This is a genomic window from Curtobacterium sp. UNCCL20, assembly GCF_900101675.1.
In the GTDB taxonomy this organism is placed as follows: Bacteria; Actinomycetota; Actinomycetes; order Actinomycetales; family Microbacteriaceae; genus Curtobacterium.
The window spans coordinates 506,397-525,188 of the sequence record NZ_FNKG01000002.1 but is presented as its reverse complement, the minus strand read 5'-3'; the positions used below and the strand labels follow the sequence as shown (position 1 = coordinate 525,188).

Annotated in this window: 22 protein-coding genes; 11 read left to right on the top strand and 11 right to left on the bottom strand. The window is 71.6% G+C overall.

The genetic code is table 11. The features are described from left to right. Positions 1-10 precede the first annotated feature (10 nt). Positions 11-1,351, top strand: a complete 1,341-nt coding sequence (aspS, locus tag BLT36_RS11835) for an aspartate--tRNA(Asn) ligase (protein ID WP_092095364.1) — start codon at positions 11-13, stop codon at positions 1,349-1,351. Between the two features lie 188 nt (positions 1,352-1,539). Here aspS and BLT36_RS11830 read toward each other — a convergent pair whose 3' ends face one another. The 5 genes from BLT36_RS11830 to BLT36_RS11810 form a co-directional block, all read right to left on the bottom strand. Next, positions 1,540-1,833, bottom strand: coding sequence for a Dabb family protein (locus BLT36_RS11830; RefSeq protein ID WP_092095363.1), 294 nt, complete (start codon positions 1,831-1,833; stop codon positions 1,540-1,542). Then, entirely contained in the window at positions 1,830-2,084 is a 255-nt protein-coding gene (locus tag BLT36_RS11825) for a glutaredoxin family protein (protein ID WP_092095361.1), read from the bottom strand. Before BLT36_RS11825 ends, BLT36_RS11830 begins: the two co-directional genes overlap by 4 nt. Before the next feature lie 72 nt (positions 2,085-2,156). Continuing rightward, entirely contained in the window at positions 2,157-2,255 is a 99-nt protein-coding gene (locus tag BLT36_RS11820) for a 30S ribosomal protein bS22 (protein WP_003792170.1), read from the bottom strand. Positions 2,256-2,374: 119 nt separating this feature from the next. Then, positions 2,375-2,569, bottom strand: a complete 195-nt coding sequence (locus BLT36_RS11815) for a helix-turn-helix domain-containing protein (RefSeq protein ID WP_022902482.1) — start codon at positions 2,567-2,569, stop codon at positions 2,375-2,377. Between the two features lie 80 nt (positions 2,570-2,649). Next, positions 2,650-3,165: an ArsR/SmtB family transcription factor gene (locus BLT36_RS11810; protein WP_092095359.1), complete on the bottom strand. Its 516-nt coding sequence runs from the start codon at positions 3,163-3,165 to the stop codon at positions 2,650-2,652. A 72-nt stretch (positions 3,166-3,237) separates the two neighbouring features. On the opposite strand from BLT36_RS11810, the gene BLT36_RS11805 reads away from it, so the two are divergent. Beyond that, complete coding sequence (locus BLT36_RS11805) at positions 3,238-4,671, top strand: TrkH family potassium uptake protein (protein ID WP_092095358.1); 1,434 nt, start codon at positions 3,238-3,240, stop codon at positions 4,669-4,671. After that, entirely contained in the window at positions 4,664-5,356 is a 693-nt protein-coding gene (locus BLT36_RS11800; RefSeq protein WP_175529620.1) for a potassium channel family protein, read from the top strand. Before BLT36_RS11805 ends, BLT36_RS11800 begins: the two co-directional genes overlap by 8 nt. An 87-nt stretch (positions 5,357-5,443) precedes the next feature. On the opposite strand, the gene proC is transcribed toward BLT36_RS11800, so the two are convergent. Further along, on the bottom strand, positions 5,444-6,274 hold the full coding sequence (gene proC, locus BLT36_RS11795; protein WP_092095356.1) for a pyrroline-5-carboxylate reductase: 831 nt from the start codon (positions 6,272-6,274) through the stop codon (positions 5,444-5,446). Positions 6,275-6,338: 64 nt separating this feature from the next. Here proC and BLT36_RS11790 point away from each other — a divergent pair, with 64 nt between their 5' ends. Together BLT36_RS11790 and BLT36_RS11785 are read left to right on the top strand one after the other, a co-directional pair. After that, the gene (locus tag BLT36_RS11790) at positions 6,339-7,295 is read left to right on the top strand and encodes a cation diffusion facilitator family transporter (RefSeq protein ID WP_092095355.1); all 957 of its coding nucleotides are present in this window, start codon (positions 6,339-6,341) and stop codon (positions 7,293-7,295) included. A 107-nt stretch (positions 7,296-7,402) separates the two neighbouring features. Continuing rightward, positions 7,403-7,780: a hypothetical protein gene (locus BLT36_RS11785; RefSeq protein WP_092095353.1), complete on the top strand. Its 378-nt coding sequence runs from the start codon at positions 7,403-7,405 to the stop codon at positions 7,778-7,780. A 28-nt stretch (positions 7,781-7,808) separates the two neighbouring features. On the opposite strand, the gene BLT36_RS11780 is transcribed toward BLT36_RS11785, so the two are convergent. Then, entirely contained in the window at positions 7,809-8,240 is a 432-nt protein-coding gene (locus BLT36_RS11780; RefSeq protein WP_092095827.1) for a nucleoside deaminase, read from the bottom strand. Between the two features lie 75 nt (positions 8,241-8,315). Between BLT36_RS11780 and upp the strand changes: the two genes are divergently transcribed. The 5 genes from upp to BLT36_RS11755 all read left to right on the top strand — a co-directional run bounded on the left by upp (position 8,316) and on the right by BLT36_RS11755 (position 13,925). Next, the gene (gene upp, locus BLT36_RS11775; protein ID WP_070418346.1) at positions 8,316-8,951 is read left to right on the top strand and encodes a uracil phosphoribosyltransferase; all 636 of its coding nucleotides are present in this window, start codon (positions 8,316-8,318) and stop codon (positions 8,949-8,951) included. A 495-nt stretch (positions 8,952-9,446) separates the two neighbouring features. Further along, a complete protein-coding gene (locus BLT36_RS11770; RefSeq protein ID WP_175529619.1) occupies positions 9,447-10,217 on the top strand; it encodes a winged helix-turn-helix domain-containing protein in 771 nt (256 codons plus the stop codon). A 371-nt stretch (positions 10,218-10,588) separates the two neighbouring features. Then, positions 10,589-11,101 (top strand): MarR family winged helix-turn-helix transcriptional regulator, encoded by a 513-nt coding sequence (locus tag BLT36_RS11765; protein WP_092095352.1) that lies wholly within the window; start codon positions 10,589-10,591, stop codon positions 11,099-11,101. Next, complete coding sequence (locus BLT36_RS11760; RefSeq protein ID WP_092095350.1) at positions 11,098-12,447, top strand: cryptochrome/photolyase family protein; 1,350 nt, start codon at positions 11,098-11,100, stop codon at positions 12,445-12,447. Before BLT36_RS11765 ends, BLT36_RS11760 begins: the two co-directional genes overlap by 4 nt. Next, positions 12,444-13,925 (top strand): serine hydrolase domain-containing protein, encoded by a 1,482-nt coding sequence (locus BLT36_RS11755; RefSeq protein ID WP_175529618.1) that lies wholly within the window; start codon positions 12,444-12,446, stop codon positions 13,923-13,925. The genes BLT36_RS11760 and BLT36_RS11755 overlap by 4 nt, the downstream gene beginning before the upstream one ends. Positions 13,926-13,932: 7 nt before the next feature. Here BLT36_RS11755 and BLT36_RS11750 read toward each other — a convergent pair whose 3' ends face one another. Next, positions 13,933-14,907 carry a carbohydrate kinase family protein gene (locus tag BLT36_RS11750; protein WP_175529617.1) on the bottom strand — a complete coding sequence of 325 codons (975 nt, stop codon included), beginning with the start codon at positions 14,905-14,907 and terminating at the stop codon, positions 13,933-13,935. Positions 14,908-15,058: 151 nt separating this feature from the next. Between BLT36_RS11750 and BLT36_RS11745 the strand changes: the two genes are divergently transcribed. After that, positions 15,059-15,634, top strand: a complete 576-nt coding sequence (locus BLT36_RS11745; protein ID WP_139166448.1) for a hypothetical protein — start codon at positions 15,059-15,061, stop codon at positions 15,632-15,634. Positions 15,635-15,770: 136 nt separating this feature from the next. On the opposite strand, the gene BLT36_RS11740 is transcribed toward BLT36_RS11745, so the two are convergent. The 3 genes from BLT36_RS11740 to BLT36_RS11730 form a co-directional block, all read right to left on the bottom strand. Beyond that, positions 15,771-16,385 carry a superoxide dismutase gene (locus tag BLT36_RS11740; RefSeq protein WP_092095344.1) on the bottom strand — a complete coding sequence of 205 codons (615 nt, stop codon included), beginning with the start codon at positions 16,383-16,385 and terminating at the stop codon, positions 15,771-15,773. A gap of 44 nt (positions 16,386-16,429) precedes the next feature. After that, positions 16,430-16,939 (bottom strand): flavin reductase family protein, encoded by a 510-nt coding sequence (locus tag BLT36_RS11735; protein ID WP_092095343.1) that lies wholly within the window; start codon positions 16,937-16,939, stop codon positions 16,430-16,432. A 214-nt stretch (positions 16,940-17,153) separates the two neighbouring features. Next, positions 17,154-18,677, bottom strand: coding sequence for an MFS transporter (locus BLT36_RS11730; RefSeq protein ID WP_092095341.1), 1,524 nt, complete (start codon positions 18,675-18,677; stop codon positions 17,154-17,156). Positions 18,678-18,792 lie beyond the last annotated feature (115 nt).

The following is an 18,792-nucleotide window of genomic DNA, read 5'->3' as shown; positions in this document are numbered from 1 at the left end:
CTCGTCCACCGTGATCGAACGCACCCGCATCGCCGACCTCGCCGCACGTCCTGACGGCTCCGTCTCCGTCGCCGGATGGGTGGAGACCGTCCGAGACCAGAAGAAGGTGCAGTTCGTCGTCCTCCGCGACGAGTCCGGCGCCGTCCAGCTCGTGAACCCCGCCACCCGCGAGGCCGAGGACGGCGACGACGCCGCCCAGCTCGCCCTCGGCATCACGAACGAGATCTCCGGCCTGGCCCACGGCACCTTCGTGCACGTGCAGGGCACCCTGAAGCACGACGAGCGCGTGAAGCTCGGCGGGCTCGAGGTCAAGGTCGGCTCGCTCGAGGTGATCAGCGCCGCGATCCCGGAGACCCCGATCGCCGACGACTCCTCGCTCGACAAGCGCCTCGACTGGCGCTTCCTCGACCTGCGCAACCGCAAGCAGAACCTCATCTTCCGCATCCAGACGACGATGGAGCACGCGTTCCGGACGTACTGGGTCGAGCGCGACTACATCGAGATCCACACGCCGAAGCTGATGGCGTCGGCCTCCGAGTCGCGCGCCGAGCTGTTCCAGCTCGAGTACTTCGAGACGACCGCGTACCTCGCCCAGTCGCCGCAGAACTTCAAGCAGATGGCGCAGCCCGCCGGCTTCGGTGCGGTGTTCGAGATCGCCGACGCGTTCCGTGCGGACCCGTCGTTCACGAGCCGCCACGCCACCGAGTTCACGAGCATCGACGCCGAGTTCTCGTGGGTCGAGTCGCACCAGGACGTCATGGCGATGCACGAGGAGCTCCTCGTCGCCGGCTTCACGGCCGTCAAGGAGAAGCACGGCAAGGACATCGAGGAGGTCTTCGGCTTCGAGTTCGTCGTGCCGACCGCGCCGTTCCCCCGCGTGACCCTGGCCGAAGCCCGGAAGATCGTCGCCGACAGCGGCTACGAGGTCGTCCGCGCGGACGGCGACCTCGACCCCGAGGGCGAGCGCCGGGTCAGCGCGTGGGCCAAGGAGCACCACGGCTCCGAGTTCGTCTTCGTCACCGACTACGACGCGTCGATCCGGCCGTACTACCACATGCGTCACGCCGACGACCCGACGCTCACGAACAGCTACGACCTGCTGTTCAACGGCGCCGAGATCTCGACGGGCGCCCAGCGTGAGCACCGCGTGGAGACCCTGACGGCCCAGGCGGTCGAGAAGGGCCTCGACCCGGAGGAGCTCGGCTGGTACCTCGACTTCTTCCGCTACGGCGTCCCGCCGCACGGTGGGTTCGGCATGGGTCTCGCACGCGTGCTGATGCTCGCGCTGCACGAGCCGTCGATCCGCGAGGTCACGTACCTCTTCCGCGGCCCGACGCGCCTGACCCCGTAGTCGCGCGCGGCTCGCGCCGCATCGTCTGCGGCGCGGCGCGCGCCGCATCGCACCGAGATCGCAGAAACGGTCGCTTCCCGACGTGGGAAGCGACCGTTTCTGCGATCTCGGCGGCGCGGGCGCGGGCGCGAGCGCGCGGCGCGGGGCGCGCGGCGCGGCAGCGCGGGCGCGGGCCTGGAGGCGCGGGGCTAGCCCTCCCAGTCGATGGCCGCCCGCCCCGTGACGAGGCCGCGGATCTCCGCTGCCGCGGCCTGGTGCTCCGGGTGGACCTGGTACTCGTCGAGCCCGGCGAGGTCGTCGAACGTCGCGACGACGGCCACGTCCTGGTTCTTGCCCGGGTACGCCACGTTCTCGACGACCTCGAGCGAACGGATCGAGCCGATGGTGCCGATCAGGCCGGTCAGGAGCTCACGGATCCGGTCGACGGAGGTCCGGCGGTCGAGGTCCTCCCGCAGGGTCCAGGAGACGACGTGGTGGATCATGCTCGGGCCTCGGCCTTCTCGAGGGCACGGTGCAGCCGGTCGGCGTCGACGTGCCAGTTGCTGTGGACACGCCCGTCGACCAGGACGACGGGGATGTCCTCCGCGTACTCCACGCGGAGGGCGTCGTCATCGAGGATCGACAGCTCCTGCAGCGTCACTCCGGGGTGTTCCGCCACGACGCGTTCGACGACCGGTCGGGCGTCGTCGCAGAGGTGGCAGCCGGGCTTGGTCAGCAGGGTCACGGCGGGCATGGCACAACCATAACCGCCCCGTTAAATGCGAAAGCCCCGGCGAACCGGGGCTTCAGCGGCAAGTCGTAGGACTTACTTCTTGTTGCGACGCTGGTGGCGCGTCTTGCGAAGGAGCTTGCGGTGCTTCTTCTTCGCCATGCGCTTGCGGCGCTTCTTGATGACAGAACCCATGTCGGACCTCACTCGGACTGATGTTGTGTGGACACCGGGCCAACGAGACCGCGGAAAAACAACCGCCCCGAGTCTAGCGGAGCGCTGATGCGATGTCGAACGCGCCGGTTCGGGCGTGCCTAGCCGACGTCGGCGATGCCCCCGCGCAGGACGTCCGCGACGGCGGACTCCGGGACGCGGAAGGACCGGCCGAAGCGGATGGCGGGGAGTTCTCCCGCGTGGACCATGCGGTAGACGGTCATCTTGGAGACGCGCATCATCTCGGCGACCTCAGCGACGGTGAGGAAGCGCACGTCGTCGAAACTGCCGGTCATGGTCCGCCTTCGGGAATTGGTGTGACCTGTGTGGTCACTGGTAACTGTAGGGGCCGCTGAGACCGGTGTCCAGAACGGCCTCAGTCCTCGTCGCGCGGCCGCGTGAAGCGCTTGCGGCTGCGGTCGACGACCCGCTCCCAGCCCTGCTGTGCACCGGACAGCGCAGCGGTCGCACGGTACGACGCTTCGGCCATCACCCGGCCGAGTTCGGTGCCGACCTCGACCGTGGCCTTGCCCGCCACACCGTTCCGTCGGATCGACACCGGCTGGCCGTCCATCGTCCACGCGGTGGTCGCCGGGGTGCCGTCCGCGTCGACCGCCCCGGTGAACGGCACGACCCACTCCTCGATGCCGACGAGGGGCTCCGGGTCGAGCCGGTAGTAGCGGTGCTGGCCCTCTTCGCGGCTGGTCACGAGGCCGATGTCACGCAGGACGCGGAGGTGCTTCGAGACGGTGGGCTGGCTGACGCCGAGCCGCTCCACCAGCTGGCCGACGCTGAGTTCGCCGCCGGTCACGTCCGATCCGTACGCGGACAGGAGCGCCCCGAGCAGTTCACGCCTGGTGGGGTCCGCCACGACGCTGAAGATGTCGGCCATGGGGCAAGGCTAGCCGGGGCGTCACGGATGTACCATGACGAACCGTCCCGCCCATGTCCCCGGAGGCATACGATGCTCGACCGGCACGAGCCGCCGTCCCGCGTGGCCGGCGCGACCCGCCGACGACCGTCCCGTCTCGGCACCGCGCTCCGCTCGTCGCCGTCGCGGCTGGCGATCATCGTCTTCGTGGCGCTCGTCTTCGTCTTCACGAGCCTGTTCATGACCCCGTGGGCTGCTGCGGACGGGCGGTCGACGCACTTCGCCGACGCACTGTTCACCGCGGCCTCGGTGGTCTGCGTCACCGGGCTCTCCACCGTGGACATGGCGACCCACTGGTCGGTGTTCGGCAAGACCCTCGTCGTGATCGGCACGCAGATCGGTGCCGTCGGTGTCCTGACCTTCGCCTCGATCCTCGGGCTCTTCGTCACCAGGAAGCTCGGTCTCCGCGCGAAGCTCATGGCAGCCGGCGACTCGAACCCCCTGCGGACGCACCACGGCGCCGTCCCCGAGGGCCAGGCCGTCCGGCTCGGTGAGGTCGGCACCCTGCTCGCGACCGTCGCGGTGAGCACCCTGTCGATCGAGATCGTCCTCGGCCTCCTCCTGCTGCCGTCGGTGCTCATCGCCGGGATGCCCTTCTGGACGGCGGTCGGCGACTCGTTCTACTACGCGGCGATGGCGTTCACGAACACCGGCTTCGCGCCGAACGCCGCCGGCCTCACCCCCTTCGCGCACGACTACTGGTTCCTGTCCCTGCTCATGGTGGGCGTCGTCGCGGGCTCGATCGGCTTCCCGGTGATCCGAGCCCTGACGAAGCAGCTCCGCACCCCGCGCCGCTGGCCGATCCACGTGAAGCTCACGCTGGCGACGAGCGCGGTCCTGCTCCTCGGCGGCGCGATCGTCTACATCGCGCTCGAGGCCTCCAACCCGACGACGTTCGGCGAGGAAGGGGCGGGCCGGACGGCGTTCCAGGCGCTCTTCCTGTCGACGATGACCCGGTCCGGCGGCTTCTCGCTCGTCGACTTCGACCAGCTGAACGGCTCCAGCCTGCTCGTCACGGACATGCTCATGTTCATCGGCGGCGGTTCCGCTTCGACCGCGGGCGGCATCAAGGTCACGACCCTCGCGGTGCTGTTCCTCGCCGCCGTCGCCGAGGCTCGCGGGCGGCAGAGCATGGAGGCGTTCGGTCGTCGCATCCCGAGCGACGTGCTCCGCGTCGCGGTCGCCGTCGTGCTGTGGGGCGCGACGATCGTGGCGGTCGCGACGATCGTGCTCCTGCAGATCACGCACGAGTCCCTCGACCGCGTGCTGTTCGAGGTCATCTCCGCGTTCGCCACCTGCGGTCTGTCCTCCGGGGTCTCCGCGGACCTGCCCGAGTCCGGCAAGTACGTGCTCGCCGCGACCATGTTCCTCGGCCGGGTCGGTACAGTGACCATCGCCGCAGCACTGGCCGCCAGCCAGAGCCGGCAACTGTTCCGCCGTCCCGAGGAGAGGCCGATCGTTGGCTGACCGCAACCGTCCGCACCCGCTCGGTGCCGTCAGCCACGACGCTCCGGTGCTCGTCATCGGTCTCGGCCGCTTCGGCGCCGCCACCGCCGGACAGCTCGAACGCCAGGACCGCGAGGTGCTGGTCGTCGACACCGACGCCGGGCTCGTGCAGAAGTGGTCGGACCGGGTCACCCATGCGGTGCAGGCCGATGCCACCGACATCGACGCGCTCCGCCAGATCGGTGCGCAGGACTTCCCCATCGCCGTCGTCGGGACCGGCAGCGACCTCGAGTCGAGCGTGCTCATCACGGCGAACCTCGTCGACCTCGGCATCCCGCAGATCTGGGCGAAGGCGATCAGCCGGTCGCACGGCACGATCCTGTCGCGCATCGGCGCGAACCACGTCGTCTACCCCGAGCGTGAGGCCGGCGAGCGGACCGCGCACCTGGTCTCCGGCCGGATGCTCGACTTCATCGAGTTCGACGACGACTTCGCGGTCGTGAAGATGTTCCCGCCTGCGTCGGTGCGCGGCAAGGACCTCGCCACCACCGTCATCCGGACGCGCTTCGGGCTCACGGTGCTCGGCATCAAGACCCCCGGCAAGGCCTTCGTGCCCGCCACACCGGAGAGCGTGATCGGGCAGGACGACGTGATCATCGTCTCGGGGACCGAGGGCGATCTGGAACGGTTCGCGGCCCTGGAGTGAGCACAGGACGGCCTGGAGGCACGGTGCGGGCCCGCCCCGTTCCTCCGGGCCGTCCCCTGGTCGCTGCGTCGACCTCCAGCCGGTCCGCTAGGACGCGGCCAGCTCCTCGGCACGCGCGATCGCAGCGCGCGACGCGCGCTCGAAGGTGCCCTCGAGGTCGGCGTCCTGCAGCACAGCGACGGCCCGCTCGGTGGTGCCATTCGGGCTGGTGACCGCGCGACGGAGGTCCGACGGCTCCCGGCCGGACGCCGCGAGCAGCTCGACCGCGCCGCGCAGGGTCCCCTGCACCATCGCCGCTGCCTGGTCGTGGGTGAACCCGAGCGACTCGGCCGCGCGCTGCCACTCCTCGACGAGCAGGAACACGTAGGCGGGACCGGAGCCGGAGACGGCGGAGAGCGCGTCGAGCTGCGCCTCCGGCACCTCGATGACGGTCCCCGCGGCGGCGAACACCGACGACGCCACCGCGACGGCCTCGGCGTCGGCCGACGGCCCGGCGCTGATGCCCGTGACGCCGTGTCCGACGCCGATCGGCGTGTTCGGGAGCGCGCGGACGACGCGGACGCCGGTCGGGACCTTCGCCTCCATGCTCGCGATCGTCGTGCCCACCGCGACGCTCACCACGACGGCTCCGGGCTCGAGGTCGGCTGCGACCTCGTCGAGCAGGTCCCCGATCGCGTACGGCTTCACACCGAGCACGACGAGACCGGCACCGCGCACGGCCGCACGGTTCGCGTCGGCGTCGGTGTCGCTCGCCGTCGCGTCGAGCCCGCGCTCGCGGTGCGCGGCGGCGGACTGCTCGGACTTCGTCGTGAGCGTGACCGTCGCCGGGTCGAGGCCGGCCGCGAGGAGCCCGTCGAGGACCGCGCCGGACATGGAGCCGACGCCGAGCAGGGCGGTGCGGGGCAGTTCGATCGTCATGCTCCCGACCCTATCCAGCCCGCGAGCCTAGGATCGGAGCGCAGGTCAGCGAGAAGGGACATCTGTGAGCGCTTCCGGAGGCACCAAGGCCATCTTCGCCGCACTGGGTGCCAACGTCGGCATCGCCATCGTGAAGTTCATCGCGGCGGCGATCAGCGGTTCGGCGTCGATGCTCGCCGAGGGCGTGCACTCCCTGGCGGACTCGGCGAACCAGCTGCTCCTGCTGCTCGGCGGGCGCCGGGCCAGGCGTGCGGCGGACGAGGAGCACCCGTTCGGCTACGGCCGCGAGCGCTACGTCTACGCCTTCGTCGTCTCGATCATCCTGTTCTCCGTCGGCGGCGTGTTCTCGCTGTACGAGGGCATCGAGAAGCTCAGCCACCCGCACCCGCTCGAGAACTGGTGGCTGCCGCTCGTGGTCCTCGTGATCGCGATCGGCCTCGAGGGCTTCTCGCTGCGCACCGCCCTGAACGAGGCACGCCCGCAGAAGGGCCGGCAGAGCTGGGTGCAGTTCGTCCGCCGGGCCAAGGCGCCCGAGCTGCCCGTCGTCATGCTCGAGGACACCGCCGCCCTCCTCGGCCTCGTGTTCGCGCTCTTCGGCGTCGGCCTGACCGCGATCACCGGCAACGGGCTGTTCGACGCGATCGGCACGATCCTCATCGCCGCACTCCTCATCGCCGTCGCGGTGGTGCTCGGCATCGAGACGAAGAGCCTGCTCGTCGGCGAGGGTGCCACCGCAGCGGACGTCGAACGCATCAAGCACGCGGTGCTCGACGGCCCGGAGGTCGACTCGATCATCCACATCAAGACCCTCTACCTCGGGCCGGACGAGCTCATGGTGGGCGTGAAGGTCGCGGTCGACGGCGACCGACGCCTCGGGGACGTGGCCGCCGGCATCGACACCGTCGAGCACCGGGTCCGGACGGCCGTGCCGATCGCCCGGGTGATCTACGTCGAGCCCGACGTCCTCCGCACCGGGCCGCGTCCGCCGACCGAGGCGATCGTCATCCGCGCCGCCGACTGAGCGCCCGCCCGGCCGGGCGGTACTCGGTGACCGGGCGCACCGCGACCGGCGACCGGTAAGGGCTGCCTTGCTGGCGGCGGTCCCGACCGGTCATCCACGATGGTCACATGTCGGTGTTCTTCAACGTCCTGCTCATCCTGCACTTCCTCGGTCTCGCGGCCGTCATCGGCGCCTTCCTCGTGCAGGTCCGCCGGAAGGGCGGGTTCCAGACCTCCTGGCCGATCACCGGGCTCATCGTGCAGCTCGTCACCGGCCTGGGGATGATGGGCATCATCGACGCTACCCACGACGGCGGCGCGAACCACGCGAAGCTCGGCGTGAAGCTCGTCATCGCGGCGGTCGCCCTCGTCCTGGCGTTCGTCGCCCGGGCACGTCAGAAGCGTGCGGACGCCGGGACCGCGACGGCCAAGGCCGCGCTGCCGTTCTTCCACTCGGCCGGGGCCCTCGCGATCGTGAACGTGTTCATCGCGGTGCTCTGGAGCTGACCACGAGCACGCGGGACCACGGTGCCCCTCAGCGGCGTTCGGCGAAGAACGCGTCGAGGAGTGCCGCGCACGGTGCCTCGAGCACGCCCGCGATGACCTCCGAGCGGTGCGGCAGCCGGCGGTCGCGGGCGATGTCGTAGACACTGCCGGTCGCCCCGGCCTTCGGGTCCCACGCGCCGAACACGATCCGCGGGACCCGGGCCGCCGTGATCGCCCCCGCGCACATCGGGCACGGCTCGAGCGTGACGACGAGCGTGTGTTCCTCGAGGTGCCAGTCCCCCGTCGCCGCCGCGGCCGCGCGGAGGGCGAGGACCTCGGCATGTGCAGTCGGGTCCTGGCGGGCCTCGCGTTCGTTCCGCCCGACGGCGACCACCGTGCCGTCGCGGTCGAGCACGACGGCGCCGACGGGGACGTCCCCGGTCACCAGGCACGCCCGGGCTTCCTCGAGCGCGCGTTCCATCGCCGGGACGAACGGTCGGGCGGCGGGTGACTCCACGGGACCTCCAGGCTCTGCACGCACGGTAGGCTCCAACCTATGCGAGTCCACGTCGCCGACCACCCGCTCATCACCCACAAGCTCTCGGTGCTCCGCGACCGTACGACGCCGTCCCCGACGTTCCGAGCCCTCACCGAAGAGCTCGTCACGCTGCTGGCGTACGAAGCGACCCGCAACGTGCGCGTCACCGCCACCCCCATCGACACGCCGGTGGCCCACACCATGGGCGTCTCGATCGCGAAGCCCCGGCCGCTCGTCGTCCCGATCCTCCGCGCCGGGCTCGGCATGCTCGAGGGCATGGTCAAGCTCGTCCCCACGGCCGAGGTCGGCTTCCTCGGCATGGCCCGCAACGAGGAGACGCTCGAGCCGCAGACCTACGCCGAGCGCCTGCCCGACGACCTCTCCGGCCGGCAGTGCTTCGTCCTCGACCCGATGCTCGCGACCGGCGGCACCCTGGCGGCGGCCATCGACTTCCTGTTCGACCGCGGCGCCGAGGAAGTGACCTGCGTCTGCATCCTCGGCGCGCCCGAGGGTCTCGCCGCCGTCGAGGCTGCCGTCGGCGACCGCAACGTCTCGATCGTCCTCGGTGCCCTCGACGAGAAGCTCGACGAGAACGGCTACATCGTCCCGGGCCTCGGCGACGCCGGCGACCGGCTCTACGGGCTCGCCGAGTAGACGCGACCACCTGCGGCGACGGGAGGCGCGGTGCCGGCTGGCACCGCGCCTCCCGTCCGTTTCCCGTGCGCACTGCCACACCGTCCGCGCGGACGGTTGACACGGCCTTGGTATACCGCCGATACTCATCCCATGACTGCAACCGTGTCCACCCGCGTCCTCTCCGAGGCGTGCTCCTCCTCAGGGGCAGTGGGGACCGCCGGCACGATGATGCCGGCCATGGCCGTCATGCGTTGTCGAATGTGTGCCTGACCGGCACCCGTTCCAGCCGGATCCCCCGCGACACCACCCCCGTCGCGCGAGCGTGATCCCCGGGTGACGACCACGTCGACGACACGCACCACGTCACGAGGTCCGTCCCCCGTACCCCCGGGTCAGCCCCGGTCCGCAGCAGGACCGCAGGGCACAACGGCTCTCGCCGTACCCGGGCCGACGCATTCGACACGGGCTGCTGTGCCACCCCCGCACCGCAGCCACATCGCCCGGAGAACCGCCATGTCGCTCACCATCGCTCAGCCCCGCACCGCCCTCCGCACCGCCACCCCGGCCCCGACCGACCTCGGCACCGTGACGCCGATCCGTCCGCGCCGTCAGCCGGCCGCCCCGCCCGCGACGAGTAGCGTCCCGACCAGCCCGGTCGTCGCCCCGCAGCGGAACCGCGCCCTGCCCGAGGGGACCGAGGCCCGCGGGTTCGCCCTCTACGTCGGGATCGACGAGGCCAAGGCCCTGGCGGCGGGGACGACGCTCGCCGCCGTGGTCGAGCAGCTGAAGGCCCTCACCGCACAGCTCGTCCCCTCATCGGAGACCTACGCAGCCGTCGCCGTGGCGGCCGAGGGCTCCGGCGGCCGTGACGTCGACGTCGTCCGCCTCGCACTGCAGGACCGTTCCGCGGTGGCGGCTCGCAAGCAGGCCGAGAAGCCCGAGCCCGAGGAGACCGGGGTCGTCATCGACATCTCCCGGAAGCGCGTGACGCTCGACGGCGAAGCCGCTCCGCTGACCTACAAGGAGTTCGAGCTCCTGCAGTTCCTCGTGCTCCGCGAGGGGCAGACGGTCGACCGCTCCGCCATCATCGACGGCCTGTGGTCCGACGGTGAGGACGAGACGCCGAACGAGCGCACGATCGACGTGCACGTCCGCCGCCTCCGCTCGAAGCTCGGCGCGTTCGAGGAGATCGTCCGGACCGTGCGCGGGGTCGGCTACCGGTTCGACCGTCACGCCGACGTCGCCGTGCGCTACGCCTCGACGCCGTCGCCCGACCTCTTCTGATCCGCATCGCACGCTCTTGGTGAACTCGCAGCGAACGACCCTCGCGGTCCCTAGCGCGCCGTTACCCGTTCGTTATACAGTCGGTGGTGCAGACGGTGTTTGCTGTGGCACCGCCTGCGGAATGTGATTGCAGGACACTCTTGGTGCAAGGGAGAGGGCCGGTCGTCCCCGTGACGGCCGGCCCTCGTTGCGTTCCGGAGCTGCGCTGGTACTGCAAGGGAGAGGGCCGGTCATCCCCGTGACGGCCGGCCCTCGTTGCGTTCCGGCCCCGCTCCGCTCCGTTCCGGGGGACACCCCTGCGCGTCGGCGGCGTCGTGTGTCACAGCCCGTCGGTAGTGTGGGATGACCGTACGACCGGAGGGAGCGCGATCGTGGACGAGTCACGTCGCAGCGAGAAGGCGACCGCCGTGGCGGCCTGGGAAGCGCTCTTCCGCGCGCAGGTGACCGTGATGCGCGCACTCAACAGCGAGTTCCCCGGCGGCGAGATCTCGTTCAACGAGTACGACGTCTGCTTCAACCTGTCGACCCAGCCCGGACGCCGCTGCCGGATGCGCGAGCTGACGGGCCACCTCCTCCTCACGCAGCCGAGCGTCAGCCGCCTCGTCGACCGCCTCACCTCGCGCGGCATCGTCGAGAAGCAGCCGGACCCCACCGATGCTCGGGGCGTCATCGTGGCCCTCACGGCGCACGGCTTCGACGTCTACCGCTCCGTCGCGGTGCAGCACGCGCAGACGATCGCCGACCAGGTCGGGGCAGGCCTCGACGACGCCGAGCTCCGCACCCTCACCGAGCTCTGCACGAAGCTCCGGGTCGCCGCTGCCGCCGCACCGCCCCGCCGCGCGGCCACCCGGTCCGCCGCCGCCTCGGACCCGGCGCCGGTGTGACCGGCGCGCTGGTCTGGCTCCGCGACGACCTCCGCCTGGCGGACAACCCCGCGCTCCGAGCCGCGATCGACCACGGCGGCGACGTCACGATCGCCTTCGTCCTCGACGACGAATCCCCCGGCATCCGGCCGAACGGCGCTGCGAGCCGCTGGTGGCTGCACCACTCGCTCGCCGCGCTCGACGCCGACCTCCGTGCACACGGCTCGCGGCTCGTCCTCCGTCGCGGTCCGGCCGCGGCCGAGATCGCCCGACTCGTCGCGGACACCGGCGCCGACGCCGTGTTCTGGAACCGGCGGTACGGCCCGGTCGAGCGGGACCTCGACGCCGGCATCAAGTCCGGCCTCACCGACGGCGGCACCGTGGCGCACAGTTTCGCCGCGAACCTGCTCTGGGAACCGTGGACGGTCCTCACCGGGCAGGGTGAGCCGTACAAGGTGTTCACGCCGTTCTGGCGTGCGGCGCAGGCGATGCCCGAACCCCGACACCCCCTGCCGCGTCCCCGCGACCTGCCCGCGCCGGCGCCCGTGACGAGCGACGACCTCGACACGTGGGCGCTGCTGCCCACCCACCCGGACTGGGCGGGCGGGCTCCGCGACGCGTGGGAGCCGGGCGAAGCGGGGGCGCACCGCCGGCTCGAGCACTTCGTCGACGAAGCGCTCGAGGACTACGACCGGCGCGACGAACCCGCGATGGCGTCGACCAGCGGCCTCTCACCGCACCTCCGCTGGGGTGAGGTCAGCCCGCACCAGGTGTGGCACCGACTGCACGACCGGCTCGAGCCCGAACAGCGCCAGCACGCATCGGCCTTCCTCCGGCAGCTGGCCTGGCGCGAGTTCAACTGGAACGAGTACTTCCACTGCGAGGACATCGCGACGGTGAACGTCCGCCGCGAGTTCGACGCCTTCCCGTGGCGCGAACCCGACGAGCACGAGGTCGACCGGTGGCGGCACGGGGACACCGGGTTCGACCTGGTCGACGCCGGCATGCGCGAGCTCTGGCACACCGGCGCGATGCACAACCGGGTCCGCCTGGCCGCCGGCAGCTTCCTCGTGAAGAACCTGCTCGTCGACTGGCGCATCGGCGAGCAGTGGTTCTGGGACACCCTGGTCGACGCCGACCCCGCGAACAACGCCGCGAACTGGCAGTGGGTCGCGGGCTCGGGCTTCGACGCTGCGCCGTACTTCCGTGTGTTCAACCCGGATCGGCAGCTCGAACGCTTCGACCCGCACCGCGAGTACGTGCACCGGTGGGTCCCCTCCGACGAGCTCCGTCCCGAGCCGATGGTCGACCTCAAGGCGACCCGGCAGCGCGCACTCGACGCCTACGAGCGGATGCGTCGGTCGTGACGGACGCCCTCACCGACGTCGACGCCCTCTTCCGCGAGCGGGTGGAGCGCGGGACCGCGCCGAGCAGCGCCTGGGGCGTGTTCGACCGGACCGGACTCATCGCTTCCGGCGGGCACGGCGACCGTGGCGACGGGGCGGCACCCGACGCGGACACCGTCTACCGGATCGCGTCGTGCACGAAGAGCGTGACCGCCGCGACCCTGCTGACGCTGGTCGCCCAGGGCCGCCTGCAGCTCGACGCCCCGGTGACCGACTTCGTGCCCGCCTTCGCCGACGTCGCCCTGCCCACGCCGGACTCCCCCGTCCCGACCCTGCGCATGCTCCTGACGATGGCGGCCGGCTTCCCGACCGACGACCCGTGGGCCGATCGGCAGGAGGCGATGCCGGACGTCGAACTCGACGGGGTGCTCCGGGACGGCCTGCTGTTCGACTCGGTCCCCGGCACCCGGTTCGCGTACTCGAACCTCGGCTACGCGCTGCTCGGACGGGTCATCGCGGTGGTGGCCGGTGCACCGTACCCCGAGGTCGCCGCCGCGACGATCCTCCGCCCGCTCGGCCTCGACGACACCGTGTTCCGCGCTGCCGAGGCGCGCGGCTTCGTCGTCACCGGGGTCCGCCCGCACGCCGGCGAGTGGGAGCCGTTGCCGATGACCGGACCCGGGGCGTTCTCGTCCATCGGGGGGCTGTTCTCGACCGTCGCCGACCTCGCCCGGTGGGGCACCCACCTCGCCTCGGCGTTCACGGACCATCCGGAGCCCGGGCCGGTGTCCCCCGCCGATCGCCGGCTCATGCAGCAGGCGATGCGCGTCGTCCCCGCGTCGGTGGTGCCGGGCTCGTCGCGGGCCACGGCGTACGGCTTCGGGCTCTTCGTCGAGCAGGACGCCCGGTTCGGGGAACTCGTGTCGCACTCCGGCGGCTACCCGGGGTTCTCCGCGCACATGCGCTGGTCGGTGCGGGACGGCATCGGGGTCGTCGCGTTCGAGAACGCCACGCAGGCGAAGGTCTCCGCCGCGGCCGACCGGGCGCTCGACCTGGTCCTCGGTTCCCACCCCGGCGCAGCCGCGACGACCGCGACGACCGTGTCGAACGCGACCGTCCCGGTCCCGACCACCCCGACCACCCCGACCACGACCGCACCGGGCACGCGACGCACCACGGACGCGACCCGGGCCGCACGCGCTGCCGTGACGCGCCTCCTGGCCGACTGGAGCGACGACCTGGCGGACGCGATCTGCACCCCGAACGTCGCGATGGACGTGCCGTACGAACGCCGCCGGCAGGCGATCGCCGAGGCCGTCGCGACCGTCGGAGCAGACGTGACCGCAGCGCCGGTCGAGGAGCAGTCCTCCGCGCCGTCGCACGTGCGGTGGTGGCTGCCCGGCACGGCGGGACGGCTCCGCGTCGAGATCCGCTTGGCGCCCCTGGCCGCCGGACGCGTCCAGACCCTCAGCGTGACGGCGGAGCCCACCGAACGCTGACCGGCACTCAAACCGGCGGACGCCCACCCACGAAGCCGAGCGCCCGCGCGGCGACGCGGGTCCCCTCGCGAGCAGCAGCGCCGACGCGGACCGGATCCGTCGCCCATGCCCGCAGGAACCCGGCGGCGAACGCGTCGCCCGCACCGAGCGTGTCGACCACCGTCGCCGGTGTGACGGGGACCCGCTGCGGGCTCCGCCCGGGCCGGCCGAGCAGCACGCCCTCGGGCCCGCGGGTGACGACCACGAGCGGGACGACCTCGGTCAGTGCGCGGACCGCCTCGGACACGGAGGGTGCACCGGTGAGGGCGAGCGCCTCCTCCTCGCTCGGGAAGAGCACGTCGACGCCGGCGAGGGCCTCGACGAACGCGTCCGCCCCCACCGCCTCGACGACGGCGGACGACGACGGGTCGAGGGAGACCCGCGCGTTCCCGGACCGGGCTCGGGCGACGAGGGAGGCGACCCGGTCCGCTCCCCCGCCGCCGAGCATCGCCGAACCGGTCAGGTGCACGATGTCCGCTCGGCCGAGCAGGTCGGACGGGATGTCCTCGGCGGTGAGTGCCCCGCTGGCGGCGGGGTCGGACATCGCCGTCCGCCCGACGTGGTTCCGGACGGACACCACGGCGCCGGTGGTGGTCCGGGCGTCGTAGCGGATGTGCGCTCGGACGCCCGCGTCGCCGAGCGCACGCTCGTGCCGGTAGACGTCGTCGACACCGACCCGGGCGACGAGGTCGACCTCGGCGCCGAGCCAGCCGAGCCAGGTCGCGGTGTTCCCGGCGGCGCCGACCGGCCGGTGGCGGATCACCGCGGCCGGGTCGTGGGCACCGATCGTCGACGCGCTGGTCTGCACGAGGACGCCGTCGAGGACGTCGCCGACCACCAGGAAGCGTTTTCCGGCGCCACGACGGCGGCCCGCGACCGCCCGTCCGGCGCGGGGGGCGTCGGGACGCAGCGGGGCCTCGGAGCGCTCGTCGGACGTGGACATCCCGACCATCCTACGTGAACCCGAGCAAAACTCCGCTTTCGACGTCGAATCGAGACCTCCCGCGGCATCCTGGCAGTTCCCGGTGTCATCCGGTAATATACTCTCTGATCGTATGTGAACGGTCGCGCACCTCACGACCCACGGAGACGCCATGCCCAGGAAGCCCGACCCGACGCTCAAGCCGGCGATCATCCAGAAGGTGGCACTGCACCTGCGGGACACCAAGCTCGAGGACGTGTCCGTCCGCAGTCTCGGCCGGGTCCTCGGCACGAGCGCGTACCCGATCGTCTACCACTTCGGCACGCGCGAGGCCCTCATCGACGCCGTCGTCGAGCACCTCGCCGAATCCGTGTCGACCCTGACGCTCGACCCCGAGGCGGACGACCTGGCCCTCGCCGACCACCTGGTCGCCGTCTTCGGTGGCCTCGACGACCCGGAACGGGCACTCGCCGCGCGGCTCACCTTCGAGCTCGGTGCGGTCGAGTCCCTCACCGGACGCGATCGCGAACAGGGCGTCCACCGGGACCGGGTCGCCGCGGTCGCCGCCTGGTGCCGCGCACACGGGTACGCACCCGACGCCGCCGAGCACGCGGCTCGCAACGCCGTCCGCGCCGCGCGCGGTGCCCAGTGGGCAGCGATCGTCGACCAAGAGCACACCGACACGGACGCCGCGCTGCGCGCGATCGCCGACGAACTCGTCACCGGTGCGCAGGTGTGCGCGGCATGAGCGCGGCCGTGGGCCCGCCCCGTGACGGACTGGAGGCGCGGTGCCAGCTGGCACCGCGCCTCCAGTCGGTCAAGCGGTCAAGCGGTCAAGCGGTCACCCGGTCACCCGGTCTCCGTCGTGACCCGCCAACACTCCGTCAGAGCGTGACGAACTGCTGCGACTTCGCGTTCGCGAAGCGCGCGGCGACGTTCTCCCAGTCGACGATGTTCCAGACGGCCTTGACGTAGTCCGCCTTGACGTTGAGGTAGTCGAGGTAGAAGGCGTGCTCCCACATGTCGAGCATGAAGATCGGCACGAGACCGAGCGGCACGTTCGACTGCTGGTCGAAGAGCTGGAACGTGGTGAGCTTCTGGCCCACGGTGTCCCAGGCGAGGACGGACCAGCCGGAGCCCTGGATGCCCGTGGCGACGGCGGTGAACTGGGCCTGGAACTTCTCGAACGAGCCGAAGAACTCGTCGATCGCGGCGGCGAGCTCGCCCTCCGGGACCTTCGTGTCCGGGCCGAGGTTGGTCCAGAAGATCGAGTGGTTGACGTGACCGCCGAGGTTGAACGCCAGGTCCTTCTCGAGCTTGTTGACGTTCGCCAGGTTGCCCGACTCGCGGGCCTCGCCGAGCTGCTGGAGCGCGGTGTTCGCACCCGTCACGTAGGTCTGGTGGTGCTTGTCGTGGTGCAGCTGCATGATCTTGCCGCTGATGTGCGGTTCGAGCGCGGCGTAGTCGTACGGCAGCTCCGGCAGGGTGTACTCAGCCATGTGAGTTCCTTTCGATCAGTGGTGTGCGGATGGTGCTCCGCGGCTCACGAGAGCCGGGAACGATCAGTGAGGGAGTGGAATTCCCGGTTGTGGTAGACCAGCGGCTCGCCCCGCTCGAGGCCGACGACGATGTCGAGGACCTCGGCGACGACGACCGTCGACGAGCCGATCGGCGTCGTGGACAGCGGGCGGCACCGGAGCGCGCTGGCGGCACTCGGCAGGTAGCGGTCGCCGGAGGGCAGCGTCCCCCAGATCGGGTCGTCGGCGGCCGGGCTGCCGGTCGCGGCGAAGCGCTTCGCGAGGGCGACGCCGAGGGAGTCGACGAGGTGCACGACGAAGAGCGGCGCACCGAGCACGATGCCGGCCGACCCGGAGTTGGTGGACAGCGAGAACACGAGCACGGGCGGGTCGACGGCGACGCTGGCGACGCTGGAGGCGGTCAGCCCGGTCGGGCCGTCGGGTCCCTCGGCCGTGATGACGGCGACGCCGGCAGGGTGACCGCGGAAGGCGGCCTTGTACGCGTCCGCGATGGTCGCCGGGGCTTCGTCGGGCATGGGAGTCGTGGTCGTTCCTTCGGGAGGGGATGGCCGCGGCTCCGCGGCCATGTCCCAACGTATGACCTCAACCGGGGTTGAGGTCAACGATTCCCAGGTTCGTCCGATCCCGGGCGCGCCGTGTGACCTCGCGTGACGCGGGCTGCACGGTTGCCGAGCGTCGGGTGAGCGGCGCGCGACGACGTGCGCGAGCCGGAGCGCGACGCCTGGTCGGCTACCGGCGCTTGAGCATGACGACCGCGCCCGCCGCCGCGACCACCATGAGGAGCGCCGCGACCCCGGCCGTCACCGTCACCCCGGAGTCGAACGCGGCCCGCGCCGACTCGAGCAGCGCCTGCCCGGCCGGCCCGCCGAGCGACGTCGCCGCGGACACCGCACCGCCGAGGGTCTCCTGCGCCGCGGTGTGCGCCGACGAGGACAGCCCGTCCGGCACCACGACGTGGGCCCGGTAGGCGGTCGCCAGGATCGTCCCGAGCACCGCGGTCCCGAGCACCGCGCCGATCTCGTACGCGGTCTCGGACATCGCCGACGCCGCGCCGGCCTTGTCCGCCGGAGCCGTCGAGATGATGAGGTCGTTCGTCACCGTCTCGGAGGCGCCGATCCCGATGCCGAGGAGCACGAACGCGAACGCGAGCGCCACGATCGAGGCGTGGTGTCCGAGCACGGCGATCATCGCGTACGCGGCCGCCGAGAACAGCAGGGCCACGGCGACGACCCACCGCGGGGCGACCCGGGCAACGATCGGCACGACCACGAGCCCCGCCACGATGGTCAGCACGGAACCGGGGACGAGGACCACACCGGACAGGAACGGGTCGAGGCCGGCGACGAGCTGCAGGTGCTGGGCGATGAAGAACAGGAACCCGGTGAGCGAGAACATCGCGGTCATGTTCATGAGCACGCTGCCGGTGAAGGCCGTGCTCCGGAACAGGCGGAGGTCGAGCATCGGGGTCCGCGAGCGGAGCTGCCGCCGCACGAACGCGATCCCGCACAGGACACCGACGGCGAGCATCGCGATCGCGAAGCCGCGCTCCTCCGGGTGCACGACGGACTTGATGGCCCAGGCGATCGGGCCGAGGGCACCGAGCGACAGGAACATGCTCGGGACGTCGACGGGCCCGGGCATCGGGTCGCGGGACTCCGGCACGCAGAACGGCACCGCCACGACCATCACGACGAGGATCGGCACGGCGACGAGGAACACCGCGCCCCAGTGGAAGTGCGCGAGGAGGACGCCGCCGACGAGCGGCCCGAGGGCGTTGCCGGCCGCGAACATCGTCGACCACACGGCGAGCGCCATCCGCCGCTCCCCCGCGTCCACGAACACGTTGCGGATGATCGACAGGGTCGCCGGCATGAGCATCGCGCCGAAGACACCCATCGCGATGCGTGCGCCGACGAGCATCCAGGCGTCGGTGGCGAACGCTGCGGCGACGGAGAACAGGGCGAAGCCGCTGGCGCCGATCACGAGGATCCGGCGGCGGCCGATGCGGTCGCCGATGCTGCCCATCACGACGAGCAGCCCGGCGAGGACGAGCGGGTAGGCGTCCACGATCCACAGCTGGGTGGTGGCGTCCGGGTTGAGGGCGCGCGAGATCGACGGCAGCGCGAAGCTCAGGATCGTGTTGTCGACCGAGATGAGCAGGACGGGCAGCATCAGGACGGCGAGGGCGGCGAACCGGCGCGCGCGGCTGCCGGTGACGGCGGTGGCGATCGGGCTGGTGAGCAGTGCGGACACGGAGGACTCCTGAGACTTCGAGCCGGACCAGGTCGACGGCGGTGCAGACGAGACGGGATGCGGGGTGGGCACGCATCCCGTCAGGACTCCGTTAGTGTACCGTCTGGACGGTAAT

What these genes read in the sequence shown, in the direction of transcription:
- BLT36_RS11830 (WP_092095363.1), bottom strand. Translation starts at nt 1,833, where the DNA reads ATGATCCACCACGTCGTCTCCTGGACCCTGCGGGAGGACCTCGACCGC.
- BLT36_RS11825 (WP_092095361.1), bottom strand. Translation starts at nt 2,084, where the DNA reads ATGCCCGCCGTGACCCTGCTGACCAAGCCCGGCTGCCACCTCTGCGAC.
- BLT36_RS11820 (WP_003792170.1), bottom strand. Translation starts at nt 2,255, where the DNA reads ATGGGTTCTGTCATCAAGAAGCGCCGCAAGCGCATGGCGAAGAAGAAG.
- BLT36_RS11815 (WP_022902482.1), bottom strand. Translation starts at nt 2,569, where the DNA reads ATGACCGGCAGTTTCGACGACGTGCGCTTCCTCACCGTCGCTGAGGTC.
- BLT36_RS11810 (WP_092095359.1), bottom strand. Translation starts at nt 3,165, where the DNA reads ATGGCCGACATCTTCAGCGTCGTGGCGGACCCCACCAGGCGTGAACTG.
- BLT36_RS11805 (WP_092095358.1), top strand. Translation starts at nt 3,238, where the DNA reads ATGCTCGACCGGCACGAGCCGCCGTCCCGCGTGGCCGGCGCGACCCGC.
- proC (WP_092095356.1), bottom strand. Translation starts at nt 6,274, where the DNA reads ATGACGATCGAACTGCCCCGCACCGCCCTGCTCGGCGTCGGCTCCATG.
- BLT36_RS11785 (WP_092095353.1), top strand. Translation starts at nt 7,403, where the DNA reads ATGTCGGTGTTCTTCAACGTCCTGCTCATCCTGCACTTCCTCGGTCTC.
- BLT36_RS11780 (WP_092095827.1), bottom strand. Translation starts at nt 8,240, where the DNA reads ATGGAACGCGCGCTCGAGGAAGCCCGGGCGTGCCTGGTGACCGGGGAC.
- upp (WP_070418346.1), top strand. Translation starts at nt 8,316, where the DNA reads ATGCGAGTCCACGTCGCCGACCACCCGCTCATCACCCACAAGCTCTCG.
- BLT36_RS11770 (WP_175529619.1), top strand. Translation starts at nt 9,447, where the DNA reads ATGTCGCTCACCATCGCTCAGCCCCGCACCGCCCTCCGCACCGCCACC.
- BLT36_RS11750 (WP_175529617.1), bottom strand. Translation starts at nt 14,907, where the DNA reads ATGTCCACGTCCGACGAGCGCTCCGAGGCCCCGCTGCGTCCCGACGCC.
- BLT36_RS11745 (WP_139166448.1), top strand. Translation starts at nt 15,059, where the DNA reads ATGCCCAGGAAGCCCGACCCGACGCTCAAGCCGGCGATCATCCAGAAG.
- BLT36_RS11740 (WP_092095344.1), bottom strand. Translation starts at nt 16,385, where the DNA reads ATGGCTGAGTACACCCTGCCGGAGCTGCCGTACGACTACGCCGCGCTC.
- BLT36_RS11735 (WP_092095343.1), bottom strand. Translation starts at nt 16,939, where the DNA reads ATGCCCGACGAAGCCCCGGCGACCATCGCGGACGCGTACAAGGCCGCC.